This is a genomic window from Aureimonas sp. ME7, from assembly GCF_903970965.1.
GTDB lineage: Bacteria > Pseudomonadota > Alphaproteobacteria > Rhizobiales > Rhizobiaceae > Aureimonas.
On sequence record NZ_CAJCKW010000017.1, the window covers coordinates 23,789 to 42,387 of the forward strand.

Here is an 18,599-nt window from a genome sequence, read left to right on the forward strand (position 1 = left end):
CGCTCCCGTGAACGGCCGGATCGACCAGCCGCTTGCCGGAACCCGCCGCGCCCTCGTCGTGGTGGACGCGCAGCCCGCGACGCTGAAGGCGCCAGCGGCATGGGAGGTGCTGGAACGGATCCGGGCCTATGTCCGCGCCGCACCCTACGACGCCTATCTCGTCGCGATCTACCACGCGCCGCCCGATTCCATGTTCGCCCGGCAGGGCGGCTGGATTCTGAATGCGGATGCGGCCGGGCCGAGCGACGCCGATATCCTCGCGGCGATCGAAGCGAGCGGACGCCCCAAGCTTTCGATCGAAAAGACCATCCGTTCGGTCCTCAAGACCGAAGATGCCAGGACCTTTCTACGCGCCCACCGCATCGACGAGCTGCATTTCGTCGGCTTCGACATCAACGACTGCGTGCTGGCCTCCGCCTACGACGCGATCGACAGCGGTTTCCACGCCTTCGTCCTGGAGGAACTCGCCTTCCGAACCGATGCCGATGCCGGGCTGATCGAAGCGACGCTCACGCTCCTGCGCCATCAAGGCATGACCAACCGGACGCGGCGCTTTGCCGCGAACCCGGTGGCCCTTCGAGACCCGTCTTCGCCACAAGAGGGCTCGGATCGAATGGCGGGAGCGCGTGATCTCGTAAAGGCCACGGGACCGCGCGCATGACGCAACGATCGACGATCGACCTGACGCAGCTTCGCTCCATGACGGCAGAAGACCTCGGCGCCGCCCACGCCCTTTCGGTCGAGGTCAACTGGCCGCACCGGCCCGACGACTGGCGGCTGGTCCACGAGATCGGCGAGGGGATCGTCGCCGCCGACGAGGGCGGGCGTGTCATGGGATCGGCGATGTGGTGGCCGTTCGGGCCGGATCTGGCGACGATCGGCATGGTGATCGTCTCGCCGCGCCTCCAGGGACAGGGGACGGGTCGGCGGATGATGCGCGAACTCTTCGCGCGCGCCGGTGCGCGCACGATCCGCCTCGTCGCCACGGCCGCAGGGCAGCGCCTCTACGAGTCGGAAGGCTTTCGCGCCACGACCGCGATCGCCCAGTACCAAGGGCTGGCATCGGCCGGGGCAACGGTGCGGGACGCGCGCGTCCGCCCCGCGGGCGAGGCCGACCGGCCGGGTATCGCCGCGCTGGACAGGGAGGCCTCCGGCGGCGACCGGTCGCGGATGCTAGCGGCGCTGGCACGTGTCGGCTCGGTCGAGGTTCTGGAGGACGGGGGGCGCATTCGGGGCTATTCCGTCTGCCGGCCCTTCGGCCGCGGGCACGTGATCGGGCCGCTGGTGGCGCGCGATGCGACGGAAGCGGTGGCCCTTGCCAGTCCGCACATGCGCGCCCATGCCGGCACGTTCCTTCGCGCCGATACGCCCGAGGCCGAGGGTGCCTTCGTGGATTTCATGGAAGCGTCTGGTCTCGGCAACGCCGATCGCGTGGTCCAGATGACGCGCGGTCCGGCGCCCGCGACCGGTCCAGCGCAGGTTTTCACCCTAGCCAACCAAGCGCTGGGATAGGACCGCTCACTCGCCGAACAGCGTTTCCAGCGGAAGCTCGGTCTTCAGGATCGGCGTTCGCAGGACGATGTAGCTGAAATACTTGGCGATGCCGATATTGCGCTCCAGAAGCCCTTCGATCGTTTCCTGGTAGTGCGGCAGGCCGCGCGTGACGAACTTCACGAGATAATCGTAGCCGCCGCTCACGAGGTGGCATTCCATCGCCTCGTCGACCTTGCGCAGTGCCTGCTCGAAACGCTGGAAATACTCGCGCGTGTGGCCGGTCAGGGTGATTTCGGTAAAGACCGTGACGGTTTCGCCGAGGCGCGGCAGGGCGACCTGCGCTCCGTAGCCCAGAATGTATCCGGCCTGCTCCATGCGCTTGACGCGCTGGAGGCAGGGGCTGGGCGAAAGGCCGACGGCATCGGCCAGAAGCACGTTGGTCATCCGTCCGTTGCGCTGCAACTCCGAAAGGATGCGCATGTCGATCGCATCGAGCTTCAGGCCGATCGGCGACATCGCGATCCTTCGAGACGGGGCGGAACAACGGTTCCCCACACCCATAGCATGCCCCGCCGTTTGGCAAAGACCTGTGCGTCGAACAAGGGCTGTTCGATCGCCGTCGGCGACAAGGTGAACCTTCGAAGGATCGGCGTTTGTTTCTCGCCGAACCGCCGTGGCTTGTCTTTGCCGGGGGGGCGAAATCCGCGCGCACCCCTTGGCAGAATCTCAAGGACCCTAGTTTGGAATCGATCGAGAATCGGAGGGTTGCATGACCATCACGATCAACGGCCGTTCCCACGAAATCCCGCCGGATCCCCGCGTCTCGCTTCTCGACCTCCTGCGAGATCGCCTGGGGCTGACGGGCACCAAGAAGGGCTGCAACCAGGGCGCCTGCGGCGCCTGCACCGTTCTGGTGAACGGGGAGCGCATCGTCTCCTGCCTGGCGCTGGCCGTCCAGTACGACGGGCGTTCGGTGACGACGGTCGAGGGGCTGGCGGACGAGGGCGGGCTCCATCCGCTGCAGCGCGCCTTCATCGAGCACGATGGCTTCCAGTGCGGCTACTGCACGCCCGGGCAGATCGTCTCGGCCGTGGGCATGGCGGGCGAGGCGGCGCGTGGGTTACCGAGCGCGGTCACCGCCGATGTCGGGGCGTCACGCATCGATCTCACCCGCGAGGAGATCGCCGAGCGCATGAGCGGAAACCTGTGCCGGTGCGGCGCCTACAACGGCATCGTGGAGGCCGTGGCGGAAACCTTTGCCAAGGACCACCACGACGAGCGGTCGGAGGCGGCGGCATGACCCCGTTTCAGTTCCAACGCGCGGCCGACGCCGCCGACGCTCTGCAGGCGGCCGGCGCCTTCGGCGCGAAATACCTCGGTGGCGGCACCAACCTCGTGGACCTGATGCGCGAGGGGATCGAGCGTCCGGCGGCGCTGGTCGACGTGACCGGTCTTTCGGACAAGATCGAGGAGCGCGCGGACGGCGGCCTCATGATCGGCGCGGCCACCCGCAACACCGCGCTCGCCGAGAATCGCGCGGTGCGCGAGCGCTATCCGGTGCTCGCGCGCGCAATCCTGGCCGGCGCCAGCGGCCAGATCCGCAACATGGCGACGGTCGGCGGCAACATCCTGCAACGCACGCGCTGTACCTATTTCTACGACGAGGCGGCGCGCTGCAACAAGCGTCGGCCCGGCACGGGCTGCGACGCGCGCGAGGGCTTCAACCGCATCCACGCGATCCTCGGCGCGTCGCCGGCCTGCGTGGCGACCCACCCGTCCGACATGTGCGTGGCGCTGGCAGCCCTTGGCGCGCTCGTGCGTCTCGAAGGTCCCGAAGGCGTCCGCACGTTGCCGATCGTGGATCTCCATCGGCTGCCCGGCGAGCGGCCGGATCTTGAGACCGAGCTTCGGCCGGGCGAACTGATCACCGGCGTGGAACTGCCGGCGCTCGCCTCCGCGCGGCGCTCGACCTATCGCAAGGTGCGCGACCGCGCTTCCTACGCCTTCGCGCTCGTGTCGGTCGCCGCCGTGCTCGACCTCGAAGCCGACGGCACGGTGCGCGACGTGCGTTTGGCGCTCGGCGGTGTGGCGCACAAGCCCTGGCGCGCCACCCGGGCCGAGAGCGCGCTTCGCGGAGCGCGGGCGGGCTCGGAAGCGTTCCGCATGGCCGCCGACGCCGAACTCGCCGAGGCGCAGCCGCTTTCGGGCAACGCCTTCAAGGTGGAGCTCGCGCGACGCGCCATCGTGGCGACCTTGAGCGACCTGACGGGAGACCGGGCATGAGCGAACTCATTCAAGGCGCGGTCCAGGCCGTGGTAAAGAAGGCGATCGCGTTGGCGCCGGAAAGCTGGATACCGGGCGGCCAGCCCGACCCGCTGCCACGCGAGAAGCACGGGCTCGTCGGGGCCTCGGTGTCGCGCATCGACGGGCCGCTGAAAGTTCAGGGCGAGGCACGCTTCGCCGCCGAGTTCGCGATGAGCGACCTCGCCTTCGCCGCCGTGCGTTACGCGACGATCCCCAAGGGCCGCATGAAGCGGATCGACACGGCCGGCGCGGAAGCCGCGCCCGGTGTCATCCTCGTCATGACCCATCGCAATGCACCGCGCATGAAACCCATGCCGGTCTTCGGTTCGTCGCAGAAGGCGGCCGGCGGCAACGACCTGCCGATCCTTCAGGACGACCGCGTCCATTGGAACGGTCAGCCCGTCGCGCTGGTTCTGGCCGCGACGCAGGAGGAGGCCGACCACGCCGCCGCGCTGATCGCGATCGAGTACGAGGTCGAGCTGGCGACCACTTCGTTCGCGGCGGCCAAGGCCGAGGGAACCGAGCCGGCATCGTTCATGGGGCAGCCGCTCAGCGTCGTGATCGGCGACCCGGATGCGGCCTTGGCCGATGCCGCGCACCGTGTCGATGCCGTCTACCGGACCCCGCGACACAATCACAATCCGATCGAGCCCCACGCGGCGACCCTTCGATGGGATGGCGACACGCTGCGGGTCCACGATGCCACCCAGGCCGTGTCCCACACCGCATGGTCGCTCGCACATATCTTCGGCATCGAGGAGGATGGGGTCCACGTCACCTCGCCCTTCGTCGGGGGCGGGTTCGGATCCAAGACGCTTTGGGATCATCAGGTTCTGGGCGCGGCGGCGGCCCGTCTCGCCGGGCGGCCCGTGCGTATCGCCCTGTCGCGCGAGGGCGTCTACCGGACCGTCGGCGGGCGGACCCTGACCGAGCAGCGCGTGGCGATCGGCGCGGACGGGGAAGGGCGCTTCCAGGCGATCGTACACACCGGCACGATCGCCACCACGGCCCATAACGGCATGCCCGAGCCCTTCATCCTCGCCACCATGAACCTCTACGGCACGCCGAACCTGAAGCTCGGCATCGACGCGGTGAAGCTCGACATGCTCGCCAACACCTTCATGCGCGCCCCGGGCGAGGCGGTGGGGACGTTTGCGCTGGAATCGGCGGTGGACGAACTGGCCCACGAGATGGGGATTGACCCGATCGAGCTTCGGGCGCTGAACGAGCCCGAGCGCGATCCCCTCAAGGGCACCCCCTTCTCCTCACGCAACATCGTCGCGGCCTATCGCGCCGGGGCAGAGCGCTTTGGTTGGGATCGTCGCCTCGCGGAGCCGGGCTCGCAGCGGGAGGGGGAATGGCGGATCGGCATGGGCTGCGCCACCGCGACCTATCCCTATCACCGCATGCCGGGTGGGGCGGCGCGGGTGACGATCCGGAGCGACGGCACCGCCCATGTCGGGATCGCGGCGCACGAGATGGGTATGGGCACTGCGACCGTGCAGACCCAGATCTGCGCCGAGCGCCTCGGCCTGCCGCTGGAAGGCGTTTCCTTTGCCTATGGCGATTCCGCGCTGCCGGGGCTGGTGCTGGCCGGCGGCTCGCAGCAGACCGCCTCGATCGGCGCGTCCGTGATCGTGGCGCAGCAGGCGCTGGTGGCCGAACTCCTGAAGCTCGCCGGCAACGACACGCCGCTCGCCGGCCTGAAGCCCGACGAGGTCGGTGGCGTGAACGGTGGGCTCGCCAAGCTCGACGACCCCGAGCGCTTCGAGAGCTACGCCTCGATCCTTCGTCGTGCGGGTCGCGACGAGGTCAGCGCACTCGGGGAGGCGCCCCTTCCGCTCGAGACCGAGCGCTGGTCGATGCACTCCTACGGCGCGCTGTTCGCCGAGGTGCGCGTCAACGAGGTCACGGGCGAGCTGCGCGTTTCGCGCTTCCTCGCCTCCTATGATTGCGGGCGCATTCTCAACCCCAAGACGGCCGCGAGCCAGTTCCGGGGCGGCATCATCATGGGGCTCGGCCTTGCCATGATGGAGGAAACGCAGTTCGACGAACGGACGGGCCGCATCATGAACCCGAGCCTTGCCGAATATCATGTGCCAGTGAACCTCGACGTGCCGCCCATCGAACTGATCTGGGACGACATCGCCGATCCGCATGCGCCGATGGGCGCGCGGGGTGTCGGCGAGATCGGCATCACCGGCGTTGCGGCCGCCGTCGCCAACGCGGTGTTCAACGCCACCGGCAAGCGCGTGCGAGATCTGCCGATCACGCTCGACAAGCTCATGTAGGTGGATGCGAAGGGCGGTACGGTAGCACCGTGCCGGCCTGTCGTCGACGGAGCGAACGAAAGGGCCGGGACGGCTCGCGCCTCGACCCCTTTCGTCTGATTTTCTTTCAAGGCGTCGAACGGTCGATATCCCGACAGACGCTGCCGACCGGTGTCGCCTCGTGGCTCCTCAGAACTCCGTCCACTCGTCGGCGGACGCTGCGGGAGCGGCATTGCTGGAAACCGTGCGAAGCTGCGGCACGCGGCGAGCGGTCGGCGTAGCCGGCTGAGAAGGGCGAGGACTGGCCGCCCGCGCTGAGCCGCCCTGTCCGCCCTGCACTGCATGGCGCGTTCGGAACGATACGGTGAGTTCGGCGAGCTGCTCCGTTTCGCCCGACAAGCTCTGTGCCGCGGCCGTCGTTTCCTCGACCATCGCCGCGTTCTGCTGCGTGACCTTGTCCATCTGATTGGCGGCGGTGGACACTTCGCGCAGGCTCCCGGACTGTTCCTTGGCCGAACGGGCGATGGTGGCGACCACCGAGGCCAGGGTGCCGACGCCGGACACGATGTCCTCCAGGCTTCGACCGGACGCGGTGACGAGTTCGACACCCTGTTCGACCTGATGCGTGGAGGCCTGGATCAGGTTCTTGATCTCCTTGGCGGCTTCCGCCGAGCGCTGGGCGAGCCCACGCACCTCCTGCGCCACCACCGCGAAGCCCTTGCCGGCTTCCCCGGCGCGCGCCGCCTCGACGCCCGCGTTCAAGGCGAGGAGGTTGGTCTGGAAGGCGATCTCGTCGATCACCCCGATGATCTTGCCGATCTCGGACGAGGAGCGTTCGATCTCGCCCATCGCCACCACGGCGCGGCCGACGATGGCACCGCCTTTTTCCGCGTTCGCCTGGGCCATGGTGGCCGTCTTCTGCGCGTCGGCGGCGGCCGTGGCCGTTTCGTTGACGCCGCGCGTGACCTCGCCGAGCGCCGCCACGGTCTGCTCCAGGCTGGCGGCCTGCTGTTCGGTGCGCTGGGACAGGTCGCTCGCCGCTACCGTGATCTCGCCGAGGCCGACGCGGATCGTGCCGACCGCCCCCACGACCGAGCCGATCGTGTCCTCCAGCGTCGAAACCGCCGTATTGAAGCGCAGGCGGATCGGCTCGAACTCCGAGGCGACCTTTCCATCCATGCGCGCCGTCAGATCGCCGGAGGCCAAACGCTCGAAGCCCGTGTCCACCGCATGGACGAAGACGCGCAGGTCTTCCGCCTTGGCGGTGTCGATCGCCGCCTGGCGGTCGCGGCTGCTGGCCTGCGCCTGCCGGTTCGCCTCCGCTTCGACCTCCAACTGTCGGTTCTGGTTGGCCGCGTTCTTGAACACCTGCACGGCCTTGGCCATCACGCCGACCTCGTCGCCGCGCTCTTGGCCCTCGACGGGCGTGTCCAAGCGCCCGGCGGCCAGTTCCTCCATGCGCTTCGACAGGAGCCGGAGCGGTCCGGTGATACCCTTCGCCGACACGAAGAGGGCTGCCAACAGGCCCAGCAGCGCGCCGAGGAGGGTGCCCCCGATCAGGATGTAGGAGTTCGTGTGCGATGCGGTCGTGAGTTCGTACGAACGGCTTTCGACCCGCTTGGCCATGTTCTCGCTCAGCGCCGTGAGCTTACCCGATAGGGATGCGATGATCGGATCCACCGTCTGCATGATGGTGGTCGCATCGTCGTTGAGGTTGCGCCGGCCCATGTCGGCCGCCTTCGACGCGCCGGCGATCACGGTCTCGAGGTCGCGGCGGACGTCCTCGACCTGATCGACCTGATCGGGCATTCTGGGGGCCATGATGTCCAGCTGCGCGTGCGCCAGGGACACCGCGTCGTTCAGCGTCTTGACCGATGCGTCCGCCTGCGCTCCGTTGTAGGCGATGGACCGATAGACGGCATAGCCCATTACGTTTACGGCGCGGTTGATGCGCGCGGAGGCGACTTGGGCCTTGTTCTGGTTCTCGATCAGCGAGGAATATTCCGCGTCCGCACCCATGATGACAGAGGATGCATAGAACGAGGCCGCCAAGCCTATCAAACTCGTCGCCACAACGATCGAAGCGACTTTCGTTCCGATCTTCAACCTCTTCAGCACGGCGTGTCTCCTCGTTTGGGATGCGACACGTTGTAGCGATTTGTAGTTAAGGATTGATTGGAATTACACGCGACGGGAAAATTACACAACCGAAGGGTTCGCATGTTGCCTTGCGCCATATTAATGGCGACCCGACCATTCCGAGTGACCATTGCCTGATGAAGCCGTCCTTCTTCGACGGCTCAAGCAGGCATGCGATCCGAGGACCCGACGCCTCGACGAAGATCGACCCGACGCCCAGCATGCGTTTTTGCGCATCGAGCGGCTGAATCGGCTGTTCCCGAAGGGATCGGAGTGCGCGGTGCCGCACGAACGACGGCGGCTCCTGAAGAGGGGATCGAGACCGTCAGCCAGGCGAGCGACATTGGACGAGCGTCGCTTTCTCCCCTCGCGAAACGATCGACCCTCCGCGCGCGCCGGGGAAGGCAATCCCTAGCGAGCCGGCACTGCGAGCGTGGATGCCGCCGACATGCTCCCTGGCCCGGGGTGGCGTGTCCCCAGCGCCGCGAGAAATGGACTCGAGCCTGCCGCTGCGCCCCGGCTACTGGATTTCGTTGATATACACGTCCTCCCGCGTGGACGCGCGGTGGTCGTTGAGGAGGATGGGCCGTGCCATCTGGTCGTAGGCGACCTCGTGGAGAACCAGGACGGCAGCCGGTGATGTCAGGCCGAGAAGAGCGCAATCGGTCTCGGTGGCGATCTCCGCCTCGACCTCTTCGCGAATGGCGGAAATCCGGAGCCCGAACGCGTCCCACAGCATGGGATAGATCCGGTGCGGAACCTCGTCCGGCTCGCTCGGGAAGCCCGGCACGAGGTGGGTTGGAAGGATGATCACCTCGTGCATCACCGGTCGCTCTGAGACGAGGCGCAGACGATGGAGATGCAGCACCCTGGCCTCGGGCCCCAATGCGAGCCGCTCGGCCTCCCGCGCGCTGGCGGCGCGCTCGTCGAACGCCAGCATCCGGGACGTCGAGTTCTGCAACTGCCCGTCGCGCGAATGAAGGCGGAAATAGTCGAAGAAGAAGCGCAGCGAGTGGTGCGGAATGCGGCCCGTGACCACCGTGCCTGTCTTGCGCCGACGAACCAGCACCCCACCGGTCGTCAGCTCGCTCAGGGCACGCCGGATCGTGCCGACCGACACGCGGAACTCCTGCGCCAGCGCGACCTCGGCCGGAAGCACCGTGCCGGCCGGCCAGATGCCCGTTTCGATGCGCGTGGCGATCTGTTCGGAAACCGATCGATAGATCGGAAGGGGGCGAGAATGCTGAGTGAGAATCGTGGTCCTCCGCGCGTTGCCGCCGATATCGGCGCGACCCTAGAGCATTTTCGGCGTGCGCCGCACCGGCTTTCGCATCCGAACCGCCTATCGGACGGCGGTGCCCATGACTATGGGCTGCGCACATGCCCAACGAAACGGCGTTTCCTGGCGAAAATGAGCGCAGCAAAGGGCCGAACTCAGCTTGCTGTGAGCATTACTATATAGTTTATAGAAATGCATCTGCGCTTCGTGTGGATGAGCAGGCGCTTCGAATGGGATAGGGGAGTGGCGAAGATGTCGCTAGCCGACGCGTCGGCCATGATCGATGCGACCCTGGATCGGGCGGTGGCCGATCTCGAGCGGATGATCGCGATCGATACGCGCTTCCCGCCGGGCGAAGGCTACGGGGCCTTCGCGACCCTGATGGAAGACCTCCTCGCGCCGCTCGATCTCGAAACCGAACGGGTCGAGGTTCCCGAGGCGCTCTGGTTCGTGCCGCGCGGGCCCGCGTCCGGGCCGCGCGTCAATCTGCTTGCCGAAGGACGGGGCGATCGTCCGGTCTGCAGCCTCTACTTCCATGTCGATACGGTCTGCGCGGCGAACGGCTGGCAGCGCGATCCGTTGCGCCTCACCGAGGAGGACGGCGTTCTCTACGGGCTCGGCGCCGCCGACATGAAGGGCGCGATCGCGGCCGCCGTCCATGCCCTGCGCTGCGCGAAGGCGCTGGGCCTGCCGCTCGCCTATCGCCCGCAGCTCCTGCTGTGCACAGACGAGGAAGGCGGGCTTCATCCCGGCATCCGCTATCTCGCCGACGAAGGCCGGATCACGGGCCACCTCCTGAACTTCAACGGCTCGGCCACCCCGCGCATCTGGGGCGGCTGCTTCGGCAGCTTCAACCTGCAGGTCACGGTGGAAGGGGTGGCCGCCCATGCCGCCGACCGTTCGGCTGGAGGCATCAACGCCATCGAGGCGGCCTTGCCGATGATGCAGGCTGTGCAGGACCTCCGGCCGGAGGTCGCGGCCCAGGTGTCCGCGCTGCCGCCGCCGCCGGGTGCCGCGCCGCTCGCCGCCCAGATCGCGATCACGGTGGCGAACGGGGGCACCTGCGGCGGGCAGGTTCCCGATCGCTTCACCTTTCTCGTGTCGCGGCGCTATGCGCCCGAAGAGTGCTTCGAGACGGCGCGCGAACGCATCGAAGCGGTGGTCCGGGCGGCGGCTCCCGAGGGTGCGACGATCCATTTCGACCTCATCGGACACTTGACGCCGACCGCCGATCCGGAAGGGCCGCACCTGCCGCGCTGGCTGCGCGCAGTCGGTGACGGCTTCGGCTACCGGGCGGACGAGTTCGTGAAATACGCCGCCGCCAGCGCCTCCGACACAGGCTATGCGCAAGCGTCCGGCGCCGTTCGCGAGGCCATCCTCGGCGGGCTGATCCGCCCGACCTCCAACGCCCACGGCGCCGAGGAGCACACGACGCGGGCCGACCTCGCCGCCCTGTCGAAGACGATCCTCCTTTACCTCGCCCGCGACTTCGCGCCCGAACTCAATCCGGACCTTTGATCCTCCAGGAGCTCCCCATGTCGATCAACCGTCGTGCCTTCCTCCGAAGCAGCGTCGCCGCGCTCGCCGTCGGCATCGCCCTGCCGCAGATCGCCTTTGCGCAAGAGAAGGCGGAAGCCGGTGGCACCTTGCGCGTGGCGGTGGACCAGGCGATCAGCGTGATCCATCCGCTCCTGACGCGGGTGAACCCGGAATACCTGGCGGTGGAGCTTCTGTATTCCGGGCTGACGCGTCTCGGGCTCGACATGCAGGCCGAGCCCGATCTCGCCACCGAGTGGACCCCCAACGACGACCTGACGGTGTGGACCTTCACCTTGCGCGAGGGCGTCACCTTCCACGATGGAAGCCCCTGCACGGCCGAGGATGCCGCCGTGACCTTCCGGGCGATCCTCGATCCGGCCACCGCCTCGCCCGCGCGCAACAATGTCGGCCCGATCGAGACGGTCGAGGCGGTGGACGCCCGGACGCTGCGCTTCACCCTGTCGACGCCCTATGCCGACCTGCCGGTGGCGCTGGCCTACAACAACGCCCGGATCGTTCCCGCCGCCGTGGTGTCGGTCGATCTGCAGAGCCTGCGCCTCAAGGCGAACGGCACCGGGCCGTTCAAGCTCGTGTCCTACGAGCCCGACCGTCTCCTGGTGGTGGAGCGCAATCCCGACTACTACGATCCCGAGCGCCCCTATCTCGACCGGATCGAACTCCACGTCTTCCCCGATCTCGGCGCGCAGGTGTCCTCGCTTCTCGCCGGCGACATCGACATGGTGTCCACCGTCGAGCCGAACGACTTCCTGCGCCTGGAGGGCCAGGACGGGATCGACACGCTGCGCTCCGCCTCCGGTCAGTTCTGCAACGTCAACTTCGGCACCGACATCGCGCCCTTCAACGACGTGCGCGTGCGCAAGGCGCTGGCGCTCACGATCGATCGCGAGGCGATGGTCGACTTCATGACCGAGGGCTTCGGCACCAAGGGCAACGACACGCCGCTGAACGCGTCCTATCCGTTCTTCGAGGCGCTGACGCAGCGCGAGAAGAACATCGAGGAGGCCAAGGCGCTTCTGGCCGAGGCCGGCTTCCCCGACGGCTTCACGGCCGAGCTCGTCGCCTCCGACCGCCCCGCCATCCGCACCCAGCTCGCCGTGGCGCTGAAGGAGATGGCGCAGGAAGCCGGCATCACGATCAACGTCAACACCATGCCGCATGCGACCTATCTCGATCAGGTCTGGACCAAGGGCGCCTTCTATGTCGGCTTCTACAACATGCAGCCGACGCCGGACGGCATCCTGAAGCTCCTCTTCACCTCCGACGCCGCCTGGAACGAGACGCGCTGGAACAACAAGGCCTTCGACGAGCTGGTGGCCAAGGCGCGCGCGGTGGCCGACAAGGCCGAGCGCACCCGGCTTTATACGCAGGCCCAACAGCTGATGCACGACGACGTGCCCTCGCTGATCCCGGCCTTCTTCGACGTCCTGGGCGCCAAGCGCAGCTGGTTGCAGGGCTACGAGATCCACCCGCGCGCCTCCGTGTTCCGGCTGGACTTCGCCTGGCTAGGGCCCGACGCCCCGACCCGCAAGGCTTGAGTCCCGCGGTTTCGCGGAAGCCGGCACTCTTGGGTTGCCGGCTCCCGCGAGACGCCATGAAAACGCTTCGCCCGTTCGGCCGGGAAGGACTTGTCCGCCCGCCATCATAGGAGCCGCCCCGACGTGTCAGCCAGCTATCTCCTCAAACGTGTCGCGTTGACCTTCTATACGCTGGTCGTCGTCTCGCTTCTGGTCTTCGCCATCACGCAGGTCCTGCCGGCCGACGCGGCGGTGATGATGCTGGGCGAGAACGCCACGAGGGAAGCGCTCGACGCCCTGCGCCAGACCATGGGGCTGAACGACCCGGTATGGATGCAGTACCTCCACTGGGCGGGCGGCGTCCTCCAGGGCGATTTCGGCATCTCGCTGCGCACCGGCCAGCCCGTCGGCCCCGCCCTGTTCTCGGCGCTCGGCACGTCCTTGACGCTGGCCGCCTTCGCGCTCGTCTTCATGCTGATCCTGGCGGTTCCGATGGGCATCGTGGCGGCGGTGCGCCGGGGCAAGGTCGCCGATCTCCTCGTCGGCTTCGTATCCTATGTCGGCGTGTCGCTCCCCGAATTCGTGACCGCGACGCTCGCCGTGCTCTTTCTCGCCGACTGGTGGAAGCTCCTGCCGCCGGCCGGCTACGTTCCGCTGACCGAGGACCTCTGGGGCGGCCTTCAGCGCCTCGTTCTGCCGGTTCTCGTCGTGTCGGTGATGATGATCGCCCACGTGTCGCGCATGGTACGCTCCGAGCTCGTCGACGTGCTCCACACCGACTACATCAGAGCCGCCCGGCTCAAGGGCCTTGCCCCGCGGCGCGTCCTGTTTCGCCACGGACTGCGCAACGCCCTCCTGCCGACGATCACCATCGTCGCGCTCGACGTCGGCTACCTCCTCGGCGGCGTGATCGTGGTGGAGGAGATCTTTTCCATTCCCGGCATCGGCCGCGCGCTGATGTCGGCGATCCAGGCCCGCGACCTGCCGGTGATCCAGGCCGGCGTGATGATCATGGCCGCCACCTACGCGCTCGTGAACTTCGCGGCCGACCTCGCCTACGCCTCGCTCGACAAGAGGATCCAGTATGACTGAGTTTTGGCGCCGTCTCCTGCGCACGCCGCAGGGGCTTCTGGGCTGCGCGATCGTCGGCCTGGTTCTCGTGGCGGTGGTGGCCGGCGGCTGGCTGACGCCCTACGGCGCGAGCGACATGCAGGCACTCGCGCGCTACAAGGCGCCTTCCGCCCAGCATTGGCTCGGAACCGACCAGTACGGGCGCGACATCCTCAGCCGGCTTCTGGCGGGCGCGCGCTCCACCGTGGTGATGGCGGTGGTGGCGACGGTCGTCGGCACGCTCGGCGGCGCGGTGCTGGGCACCGGCTCGGCCTATCTCGGCGGACGGGCGGACGAGTTCATCATGCGCACGGTGGACGCAGTGATGGCGATTCCCTCGCTGCTCCTGGCGCTTCTCGTCGTATCGCTTCTCGGCTCGAATGCCGCCAACGCGCTTCTGGCCATCTCGATCGCCTTTGTGCCCAGCATGGCGCGCATCAGCCGCTCGGTCGCCTTGACCGTGCGCAAGCAGGACTATGTCAGCGCCGCCGTCGCGCGCGGGGAGGGCGCCGGCTACATCGTCTGGCGCGAGATGCTACCCAACGTCGCGGCGCCCATCGTGGTGGAGATGACGATCCGCGTATCCTTCGCGGTGATGCTGTTCGCCACCTTGTCGTTTCTCGGGCTCGGCGCCCAGCCGCCGGCGCCCGACTGGGGGCTGATGGTTTCGGAGGCGCGCCAGTTCCTCCATCGCTCGCCCTGGATCCTCGTGTGGCCGAGCGCGGCCATCGCGATCACCGCCATCGGCTTCAACCTCCTGGGCGACGGGCTTCGCGATGCCCTGAACCCACGCACGTGAGGGCGGACGCCATGACCCTCGAAACCAAGCCGGTGCTGTCGATCGAGAACTATTCGCTGGCCTATCGCACGGGCGGCGGCCGGGTCGAGGTGCTGAAGGGCATCGACCTGGCCATCGGCCGCGGCGAGATCGTCGGGCTGGTGGGCGAAAGCGGCTCGGGCAAGTCGAGCCTGGCCAGCGCCGTTCTGCGCCACCTTCCCGGCAACGCGGAGGAAAACGACGGCCGGATCCGACTCGGCGACACCGACCTGCGGGCGCAAGGCGAGCGGGCGATGTCCGACATTCGCGGGCGCCGCATCGCCATGGTGTTCCAGGATCCGGCGACCTCGCTCAACCCGACGCTGCGGCTCGGCGAGCAACTGGCGGAGGTGCTCGTGCGTCACCGGCGCCTGACTTGGTCGCAGGCCTGGCGCGAGGGCGAGGCGCGGCTCGCCCATGTCGGGCTGAAGACGCCGGCGGAGATGATGCGGCGCTTTCCGCACGAAGTGTCGGGCGGCGAGAAGCAGCGCGTGGTGATCGCCACCGCCTTTGCCTGCAACCCGGAGCTCATCGTCTTCGACGAGCCCACCACGGCGCTCGACGTCATCACCGCGCGCCAGATCCTCGACCTCTTCGCCGCGCTCCAGGCGGAAACCGGCGTCGCCTCGCTCTACATCTCCCACGATCTGGCGCTCCTGTCGCAGACGGCAGGCCGGGTCGCGGTTCTCCAGAAGGGCACCATCGTCGAGACCGGCGAGACCGGCGCCTTGTTCCGTGCGCCTGCCCATCCCTACACCCGAGCCCTGATCGAGGCTGTGCCCCGGCCCGAGCGCTCCTTGGTCGAGCCTGTCCTCAACACAGCCGTCGAGCCGCTGGTGAAGATCCGCGACCTGTCGGTCCATTACGGCCGCCGGACGCTTCTCGATTCTCTCCTGCGGCGCGAGCCGGAGCGGGTGGCGGGCAACCGGGCGATCACGCTCGACATCCGTTCCGGCGAGGTGCTCGGCGTTGTGGGCGAAAGCGGCTCGGGCAAGTCGACGCTCGCCAAGGCGATGACGGGTCTCAACCGCTTCGAGGGGGCGATCGAGTTCGACGGGAAACGGATCGGCGGCCTTGCCGACATGGACCGGCGCTATCGCCGCGACGTGCAGATCGTCTTCCAGCACCCGGACGCCTCGCTCAACCCGCGCCAGAAGATTTCCGAGATCCTGTCGCGCCCGATCAAGCTCTACGGGTCCGCGGACAAGACCCCGGCGCGCCAGCGCATCGCCGCCATGCTGGAGCGCGTCCGGCTGCCGGTCGGCCATATCGACCGCTATCCCCACCAGCTTTCGGGCGGCGAGAAGCAGCGCATCGCGATCGCGCGCGCCTTTCTGGCGAACCCGCGCCTTGTGATCTGCGACGAGATCACCTCGGCACTGGACGTTTCGGTTCAGGCGTCGGTGATCGAGCTTCTGATAGAGCTGCACCGCGAAACCGGCGCGGCCTTCGTCTTCATCACGCATGACATCAACCTCGTGCGCCAGATCGCTCATCGCATCGCGGTGATGTATCGCGGCGATCTCGTCGAGATCGCGGAAACGTCTGACATCGCCGATCCCGAGCGACGGCCTTACACGCGCGAACTCCTGGCGGCCGTCACGTCGCCCGCCTCGACCCCCGGCGCCGATCGCGCGCCGTCCTGACCCGTCCAAGGGGGCCTGCGACGGCGCCCCGTCACAGCTTTTTCCGGGAGTTCGTCCATGGACCGCAAAGCGCTTCTCGAGCGCGTCGACGAGACGGCGTGTCTCGACTTCGTGTCGATGATGGTGAAGCACAAGACCTATTCCGAGACGCCAGGCGAGACCGTCCTCGTCGAGCGGATGGTACGGGAGATGCGAAACATCGGCCTCGACGCCGCCGTCCGCCCCTTCGGCGACAAGGGCCGGTGCAACGGCGTCGGCACCTGGGCCGGACAGGGCGGAGGCCCCAGCCTTCTCTTCAACGGCCATCTCGACACCAACCCGGTGACGGAAGGCTGGACCGTCGATCCCTGGGGCGGCCTCGTCGACGAACGCTTCGTCTACGGTATCGGCGTGTCCAACATGAAGGCTTCGGATGCGGCCTGGTTCTGCGCCGTGAAGACGCTGCGCGAAGCCGGCGTCCGGCTGCGTGGCGACGTGATCCTCACCTATGTGGTGGGCGAGCTGCAGGGGGGCGTCGGCACCGAGGCGCTCCTGCGCGAGGGCCTGAGGGCGGACTATTTCGTCAACGGCGAGCCGAGCGACCTCGTGGCCGTGACGATGCACGCGGCGGCCCTCAAGTTCCAGATCGAGCTAACCGGCGACACGCGCCACCTGTCGAAGCGCGAGGCGGCCGTCGATGCGCTCGCCGCCGGTTGCGACCTCGTGCCCCGGCTCAACGCGATGACCTTTTCGGGCGCGCTCTCGCCCGAGCATGCGTCCGTCAACCGCTGCCATGTCGGCGTCTTCCGGGGCGCGCTCGGGCGCGAGCTGGAGGAATGGCGCCCGCCCCAGGTCGCGGACTTCTCTGTACTCAAGGGCTCGGCCCGCTACGCGCCCGGCCAGACGCGCGAAGGGGTGCTCGCCGACATGGAGCGCGAGCTCGAAGCGCTTCGCGGGCGTTTCCCCGGTCTCCGGACGACGCTGATCTCCATGGACACGATGGAGGAAAAGGGCCTCGCGCTCATGCCACCCTACGAGGTGCGGCGCGACAGCCCGATCGTGTCGGCGATCAATGCGGCCTACCGCGAGGTGCGCGGCGCAGAGCAGCCGACCGGCGCCATCACGCCGACCCGGTTCTACGGCTCGGACGCCGGCCATCTCCACGAGCTCGGCGGCATGGAGGGCATCGTGTGCGGCTGCGGCGGGCGCTACAACACCATGCCCGACGAGCGCGTCGACATCGTGGACTACGTCGACATGATCAAGGTCTACATGCTGACGATCCTCAACGTCTGCGGCGTCGCCGACGATGCCTGAGATCCCATCGGAGTTCGCCTGGCGCGTGGAGAAGGCACGCGTCGCGATGGGACGCGCCGACTGCGATGTGCTCCTCCTCGACAGCGGCGAAAGCCTCGCCTGGGCAACCGGCTATTCGGTGTCGGAGACGATGTATCGCGCCCTGTTCCTGCCGCGCGAGGGCGAGCCCTGGTTCGTCCTGCGCGAGCTCGACGCCGTGCCCTGCCGCGAGGGCAGCTGGGTCGGCGACGTCGTCGGCTACCCCGACATGGCGACCCCCGTAAGCGTTATGGCCGGTGAAATGGCACGGCGCGGCTTCGCCCGTGCGCGGATTGGTGTCGACTTCAACTCGATCAGCTGGAATCCGGCGCGAATGGCTGCCCTGTCCAGCGCCTTGCCGAATGCGGCCTTCGTGGATCTTCGAGGGCTGACCGACTCGCTGCGCTGGGTGAAGTCGCAGGCCGAGATCGCGCATCTGGCGCGGGCGGCCGCGATCGCCGACCGGGCGATGGCGGAGGTGGCCGCGCTCCCCCGCGTCGGTCTCACGACGCGCGAAGCGGCCGCGACGGCGGCGGCCAGCTTCCTGCGCAACGGCGCCGATACCGGCGAGACCGGGCCGATCGTGCGCGGGCGCGGCGACCACGAGTTCCTGCACGGCCTGTTCCGCGCCGAGGCGCTGGCGCCCGGCGACATCCTCCATGTCGAGCTGATCCCCTGCGTTTCGCGCTACGGCGCGCGGCTGATGCGCCCGATCGTCGTCGGCGAGCCGACGGCGCGCCAAAGGGACGTCGCCCGGCAACTCGTCGCGTTGCAGGACGCGCAGATCGCGGCGATGAAGCCGGGGACCGTGGCCGCCGACGTCGACCGCATCGTGCGGCAGGGCGTCCTCAATGCGGGACTGCGCGCCGAGTACGCCAACGTCACCGCCTATACGCTCGGCCTCTACATCCGCACCCCGCGTTCCAGCGACTTCTCGCGCGTCTTCCTGCCCGATCAGACCTGGGCGTTGGAGGAGAACATGGTCTTCCACGTGTACACATCAGCCGAAGGCCTCGGCTTTTCCGAAACGGTCGTCGTCACCCCATCCGGCGGCAGGCGGCTGACGGCGACCCGCAGGGAGATCCTTTGATCTTGAAGCGCCGCAACGGCCGGTCGTTGCGGTGCCCATGCCGGAATGACGGCTATCCCCGG

The 18,599-nt window shown here is 68.1% G+C and carries 15 protein-coding genes; 12 read left to right on the forward strand and 3 right to left on the reverse strand.

The features are described 5' to 3' along the window. Positions 1–7: 7 nt before the first annotated feature. Together H7A85_RS19055 and H7A85_RS19060 are read left to right on the forward strand one after the other, a co-directional pair. Entirely contained in the window at positions 8–661 is a 654-nt protein-coding gene (locus tag H7A85_RS19055) for an isochorismatase family protein (protein ID WP_182422107.1), read from the forward strand. Then, positions 658–1,512, forward strand: coding sequence for a GNAT family N-acetyltransferase (locus tag H7A85_RS19060; RefSeq protein ID WP_182422108.1), 855 nt, complete (start codon positions 658–660; stop codon positions 1,510–1,512). The genes H7A85_RS19055 and H7A85_RS19060 overlap by 4 nt, the downstream gene beginning before the upstream one ends. Before the next feature lie 6 nt (positions 1,513–1,518). Here H7A85_RS19060 and H7A85_RS19065 read toward each other — a convergent pair whose 3' ends face one another. Then, positions 1,519–2,010 carry a winged helix-turn-helix transcriptional regulator gene (locus H7A85_RS19065; protein ID WP_182422109.1) on the reverse strand — a complete coding sequence of 164 codons (492 nt, stop codon included), beginning with the start codon at positions 2,008–2,010 and terminating at the stop codon, positions 1,519–1,521. A 253-nt stretch (positions 2,011–2,263) separates the two neighbouring features. Between H7A85_RS19065 and H7A85_RS19070 the strand changes: the two genes are divergently transcribed. Genes H7A85_RS19070 through H7A85_RS19080 form a run of 3 tightly spaced genes read left to right on the forward strand, consistent with a single transcriptional unit; the run spans position 2,264 to position 6,089 of the window. Then, positions 2,264–2,794, forward strand: coding sequence for a 2Fe-2S iron-sulfur cluster-binding protein (locus H7A85_RS19070; protein WP_182422110.1), 531 nt, complete (start codon positions 2,264–2,266; stop codon positions 2,792–2,794). Further along, a complete protein-coding gene (locus H7A85_RS19075; RefSeq protein ID WP_182422111.1) occupies positions 2,791–3,777 on the forward strand; it encodes a xanthine dehydrogenase family protein subunit M in 987 nt (328 codons plus the stop codon). Before H7A85_RS19070 ends, H7A85_RS19075 begins: the two co-directional genes overlap by 4 nt. After that, positions 3,774–6,089, forward strand: a complete 2,316-nt coding sequence (locus H7A85_RS19080) for a xanthine dehydrogenase family protein molybdopterin-binding subunit (protein ID WP_182422112.1) — start codon at positions 3,774–3,776, stop codon at positions 6,087–6,089. The genes H7A85_RS19075 and H7A85_RS19080 overlap by 4 nt, the downstream gene beginning before the upstream one ends. 168 nt (positions 6,090–6,257) lie before the next feature. Here H7A85_RS19080 and H7A85_RS19085 read toward each other — a convergent pair whose 3' ends face one another. Next, a complete protein-coding gene (locus tag H7A85_RS19085) occupies positions 6,258–8,186 on the reverse strand; it encodes a methyl-accepting chemotaxis protein (protein ID WP_244631288.1) in 1,929 nt (642 codons plus the stop codon). Positions 8,187–8,727: 541 nt separating this feature from the next. Continuing rightward, the gene (locus H7A85_RS19090; protein ID WP_348519706.1) at positions 8,728–9,489 is read right to left on the reverse strand and encodes a GntR family transcriptional regulator; all 762 of its coding nucleotides are present in this window, start codon (positions 9,487–9,489) and stop codon (positions 8,728–8,730) included. Between the two features lie 249 nt (positions 9,490–9,738). Here H7A85_RS19090 and H7A85_RS19095 point away from each other — a divergent pair, with 249 nt between their 5' ends. The 7 genes from H7A85_RS19095 to H7A85_RS19125 all read left to right on the forward strand — a co-directional run bounded on the left by H7A85_RS19095 (position 9,739) and on the right by H7A85_RS19125 (position 18,537). Further along, on the forward strand, positions 9,739–11,004 hold the full coding sequence (locus tag H7A85_RS19095) for a M20/M25/M40 family metallo-hydrolase (protein WP_244631289.1): 1,266 nt from the start codon (positions 9,739–9,741) through the stop codon (positions 11,002–11,004). A 17-nt stretch (positions 11,005–11,021) separates the two neighbouring features. Then, a complete protein-coding gene (locus tag H7A85_RS19100; protein WP_182422113.1) occupies positions 11,022–12,581 on the forward strand; it encodes an ABC transporter substrate-binding protein in 1,560 nt (519 codons plus the stop codon). Positions 12,582–12,704: 123 nt separating this feature from the next. After that, on the forward strand, positions 12,705–13,652 hold the full coding sequence (locus H7A85_RS19105; protein ID WP_182422114.1) for an ABC transporter permease: 948 nt from the start codon (positions 12,705–12,707) through the stop codon (positions 13,650–13,652). Continuing rightward, complete coding sequence (locus H7A85_RS19110) at positions 13,645–14,469, forward strand: ABC transporter permease (protein ID WP_182422115.1); 825 nt, start codon at positions 13,645–13,647, stop codon at positions 14,467–14,469. The genes H7A85_RS19105 and H7A85_RS19110 overlap by 8 nt, the downstream gene beginning before the upstream one ends. A gap of 11 nt (positions 14,470–14,480) precedes the next feature. After that, positions 14,481–16,133: an ABC transporter ATP-binding protein gene (locus tag H7A85_RS19115; protein ID WP_182422117.1), complete on the forward strand. Its 1,653-nt coding sequence runs from the start codon at positions 14,481–14,483 to the stop codon at positions 16,131–16,133. A 57-nt stretch (positions 16,134–16,190) separates the two neighbouring features. Next, positions 16,191–17,429, forward strand: coding sequence for a M20/M25/M40 family metallo-hydrolase (locus H7A85_RS19120; RefSeq protein ID WP_182422118.1), 1,239 nt, complete (start codon positions 16,191–16,193; stop codon positions 17,427–17,429). Beyond that, positions 17,422–18,537, forward strand: coding sequence for a Xaa-Pro peptidase family protein (locus tag H7A85_RS19125; protein ID WP_182422119.1), 1,116 nt, complete (start codon positions 17,422–17,424; stop codon positions 18,535–18,537). The genes H7A85_RS19120 and H7A85_RS19125 overlap by 8 nt, the downstream gene beginning before the upstream one ends. The last annotated feature ends 62 nt before the right edge of the window (positions 18,538–18,599 follow it).

Bases quoted from the DNA above. Each gene is read 5' to 3' on its own strand.
- H7A85_RS19075 (WP_182422111.1), top strand. From the start codon at position 2,791: ATGACCCCGTTTCAGTTCCAACGCGCGGCCGACGCCGCCGACGCTCTG.
- H7A85_RS19110 (WP_182422115.1), top strand. From the start codon at position 13,645: ATGACTGAGTTTTGGCGCCGTCTCCTGCGCACGCCGCAGGGGCTTCTG.
- H7A85_RS19070 (WP_182422110.1), top strand. From the start codon at position 2,264: ATGACCATCACGATCAACGGCCGTTCCCACGAAATCCCGCCGGATCCC.
- H7A85_RS19115 (WP_182422117.1), top strand. From the start codon at position 14,481: ATGACCCTCGAAACCAAGCCGGTGCTGTCGATCGAGAACTATTCGCTG.
- H7A85_RS19095 (WP_244631289.1), top strand. From the start codon at position 9,739: ATGTCGCTAGCCGACGCGTCGGCCATGATCGATGCGACCCTGGATCGG.
- H7A85_RS19080 (WP_182422112.1), top strand. From the start codon at position 3,774: ATGAGCGAACTCATTCAAGGCGCGGTCCAGGCCGTGGTAAAGAAGGCG.
- H7A85_RS19060 (WP_182422108.1), top strand. From the start codon at position 658: ATGACGCAACGATCGACGATCGACCTGACGCAGCTTCGCTCCATGACG.
- H7A85_RS19065 (WP_182422109.1), bottom strand. From the start codon at position 2,010: ATGTCGCCGATCGGCCTGAAGCTCGATGCGATCGACATGCGCATCCTT.
- H7A85_RS19120 (WP_182422118.1), top strand. From the start codon at position 16,191: ATGGACCGCAAAGCGCTTCTCGAGCGCGTCGACGAGACGGCGTGTCTC.
- H7A85_RS19100 (WP_182422113.1), top strand. From the start codon at position 11,022: ATGTCGATCAACCGTCGTGCCTTCCTCCGAAGCAGCGTCGCCGCGCTC.
- H7A85_RS19125 (WP_182422119.1), top strand. From the start codon at position 17,422: ATGCCTGAGATCCCATCGGAGTTCGCCTGGCGCGTGGAGAAGGCACGC.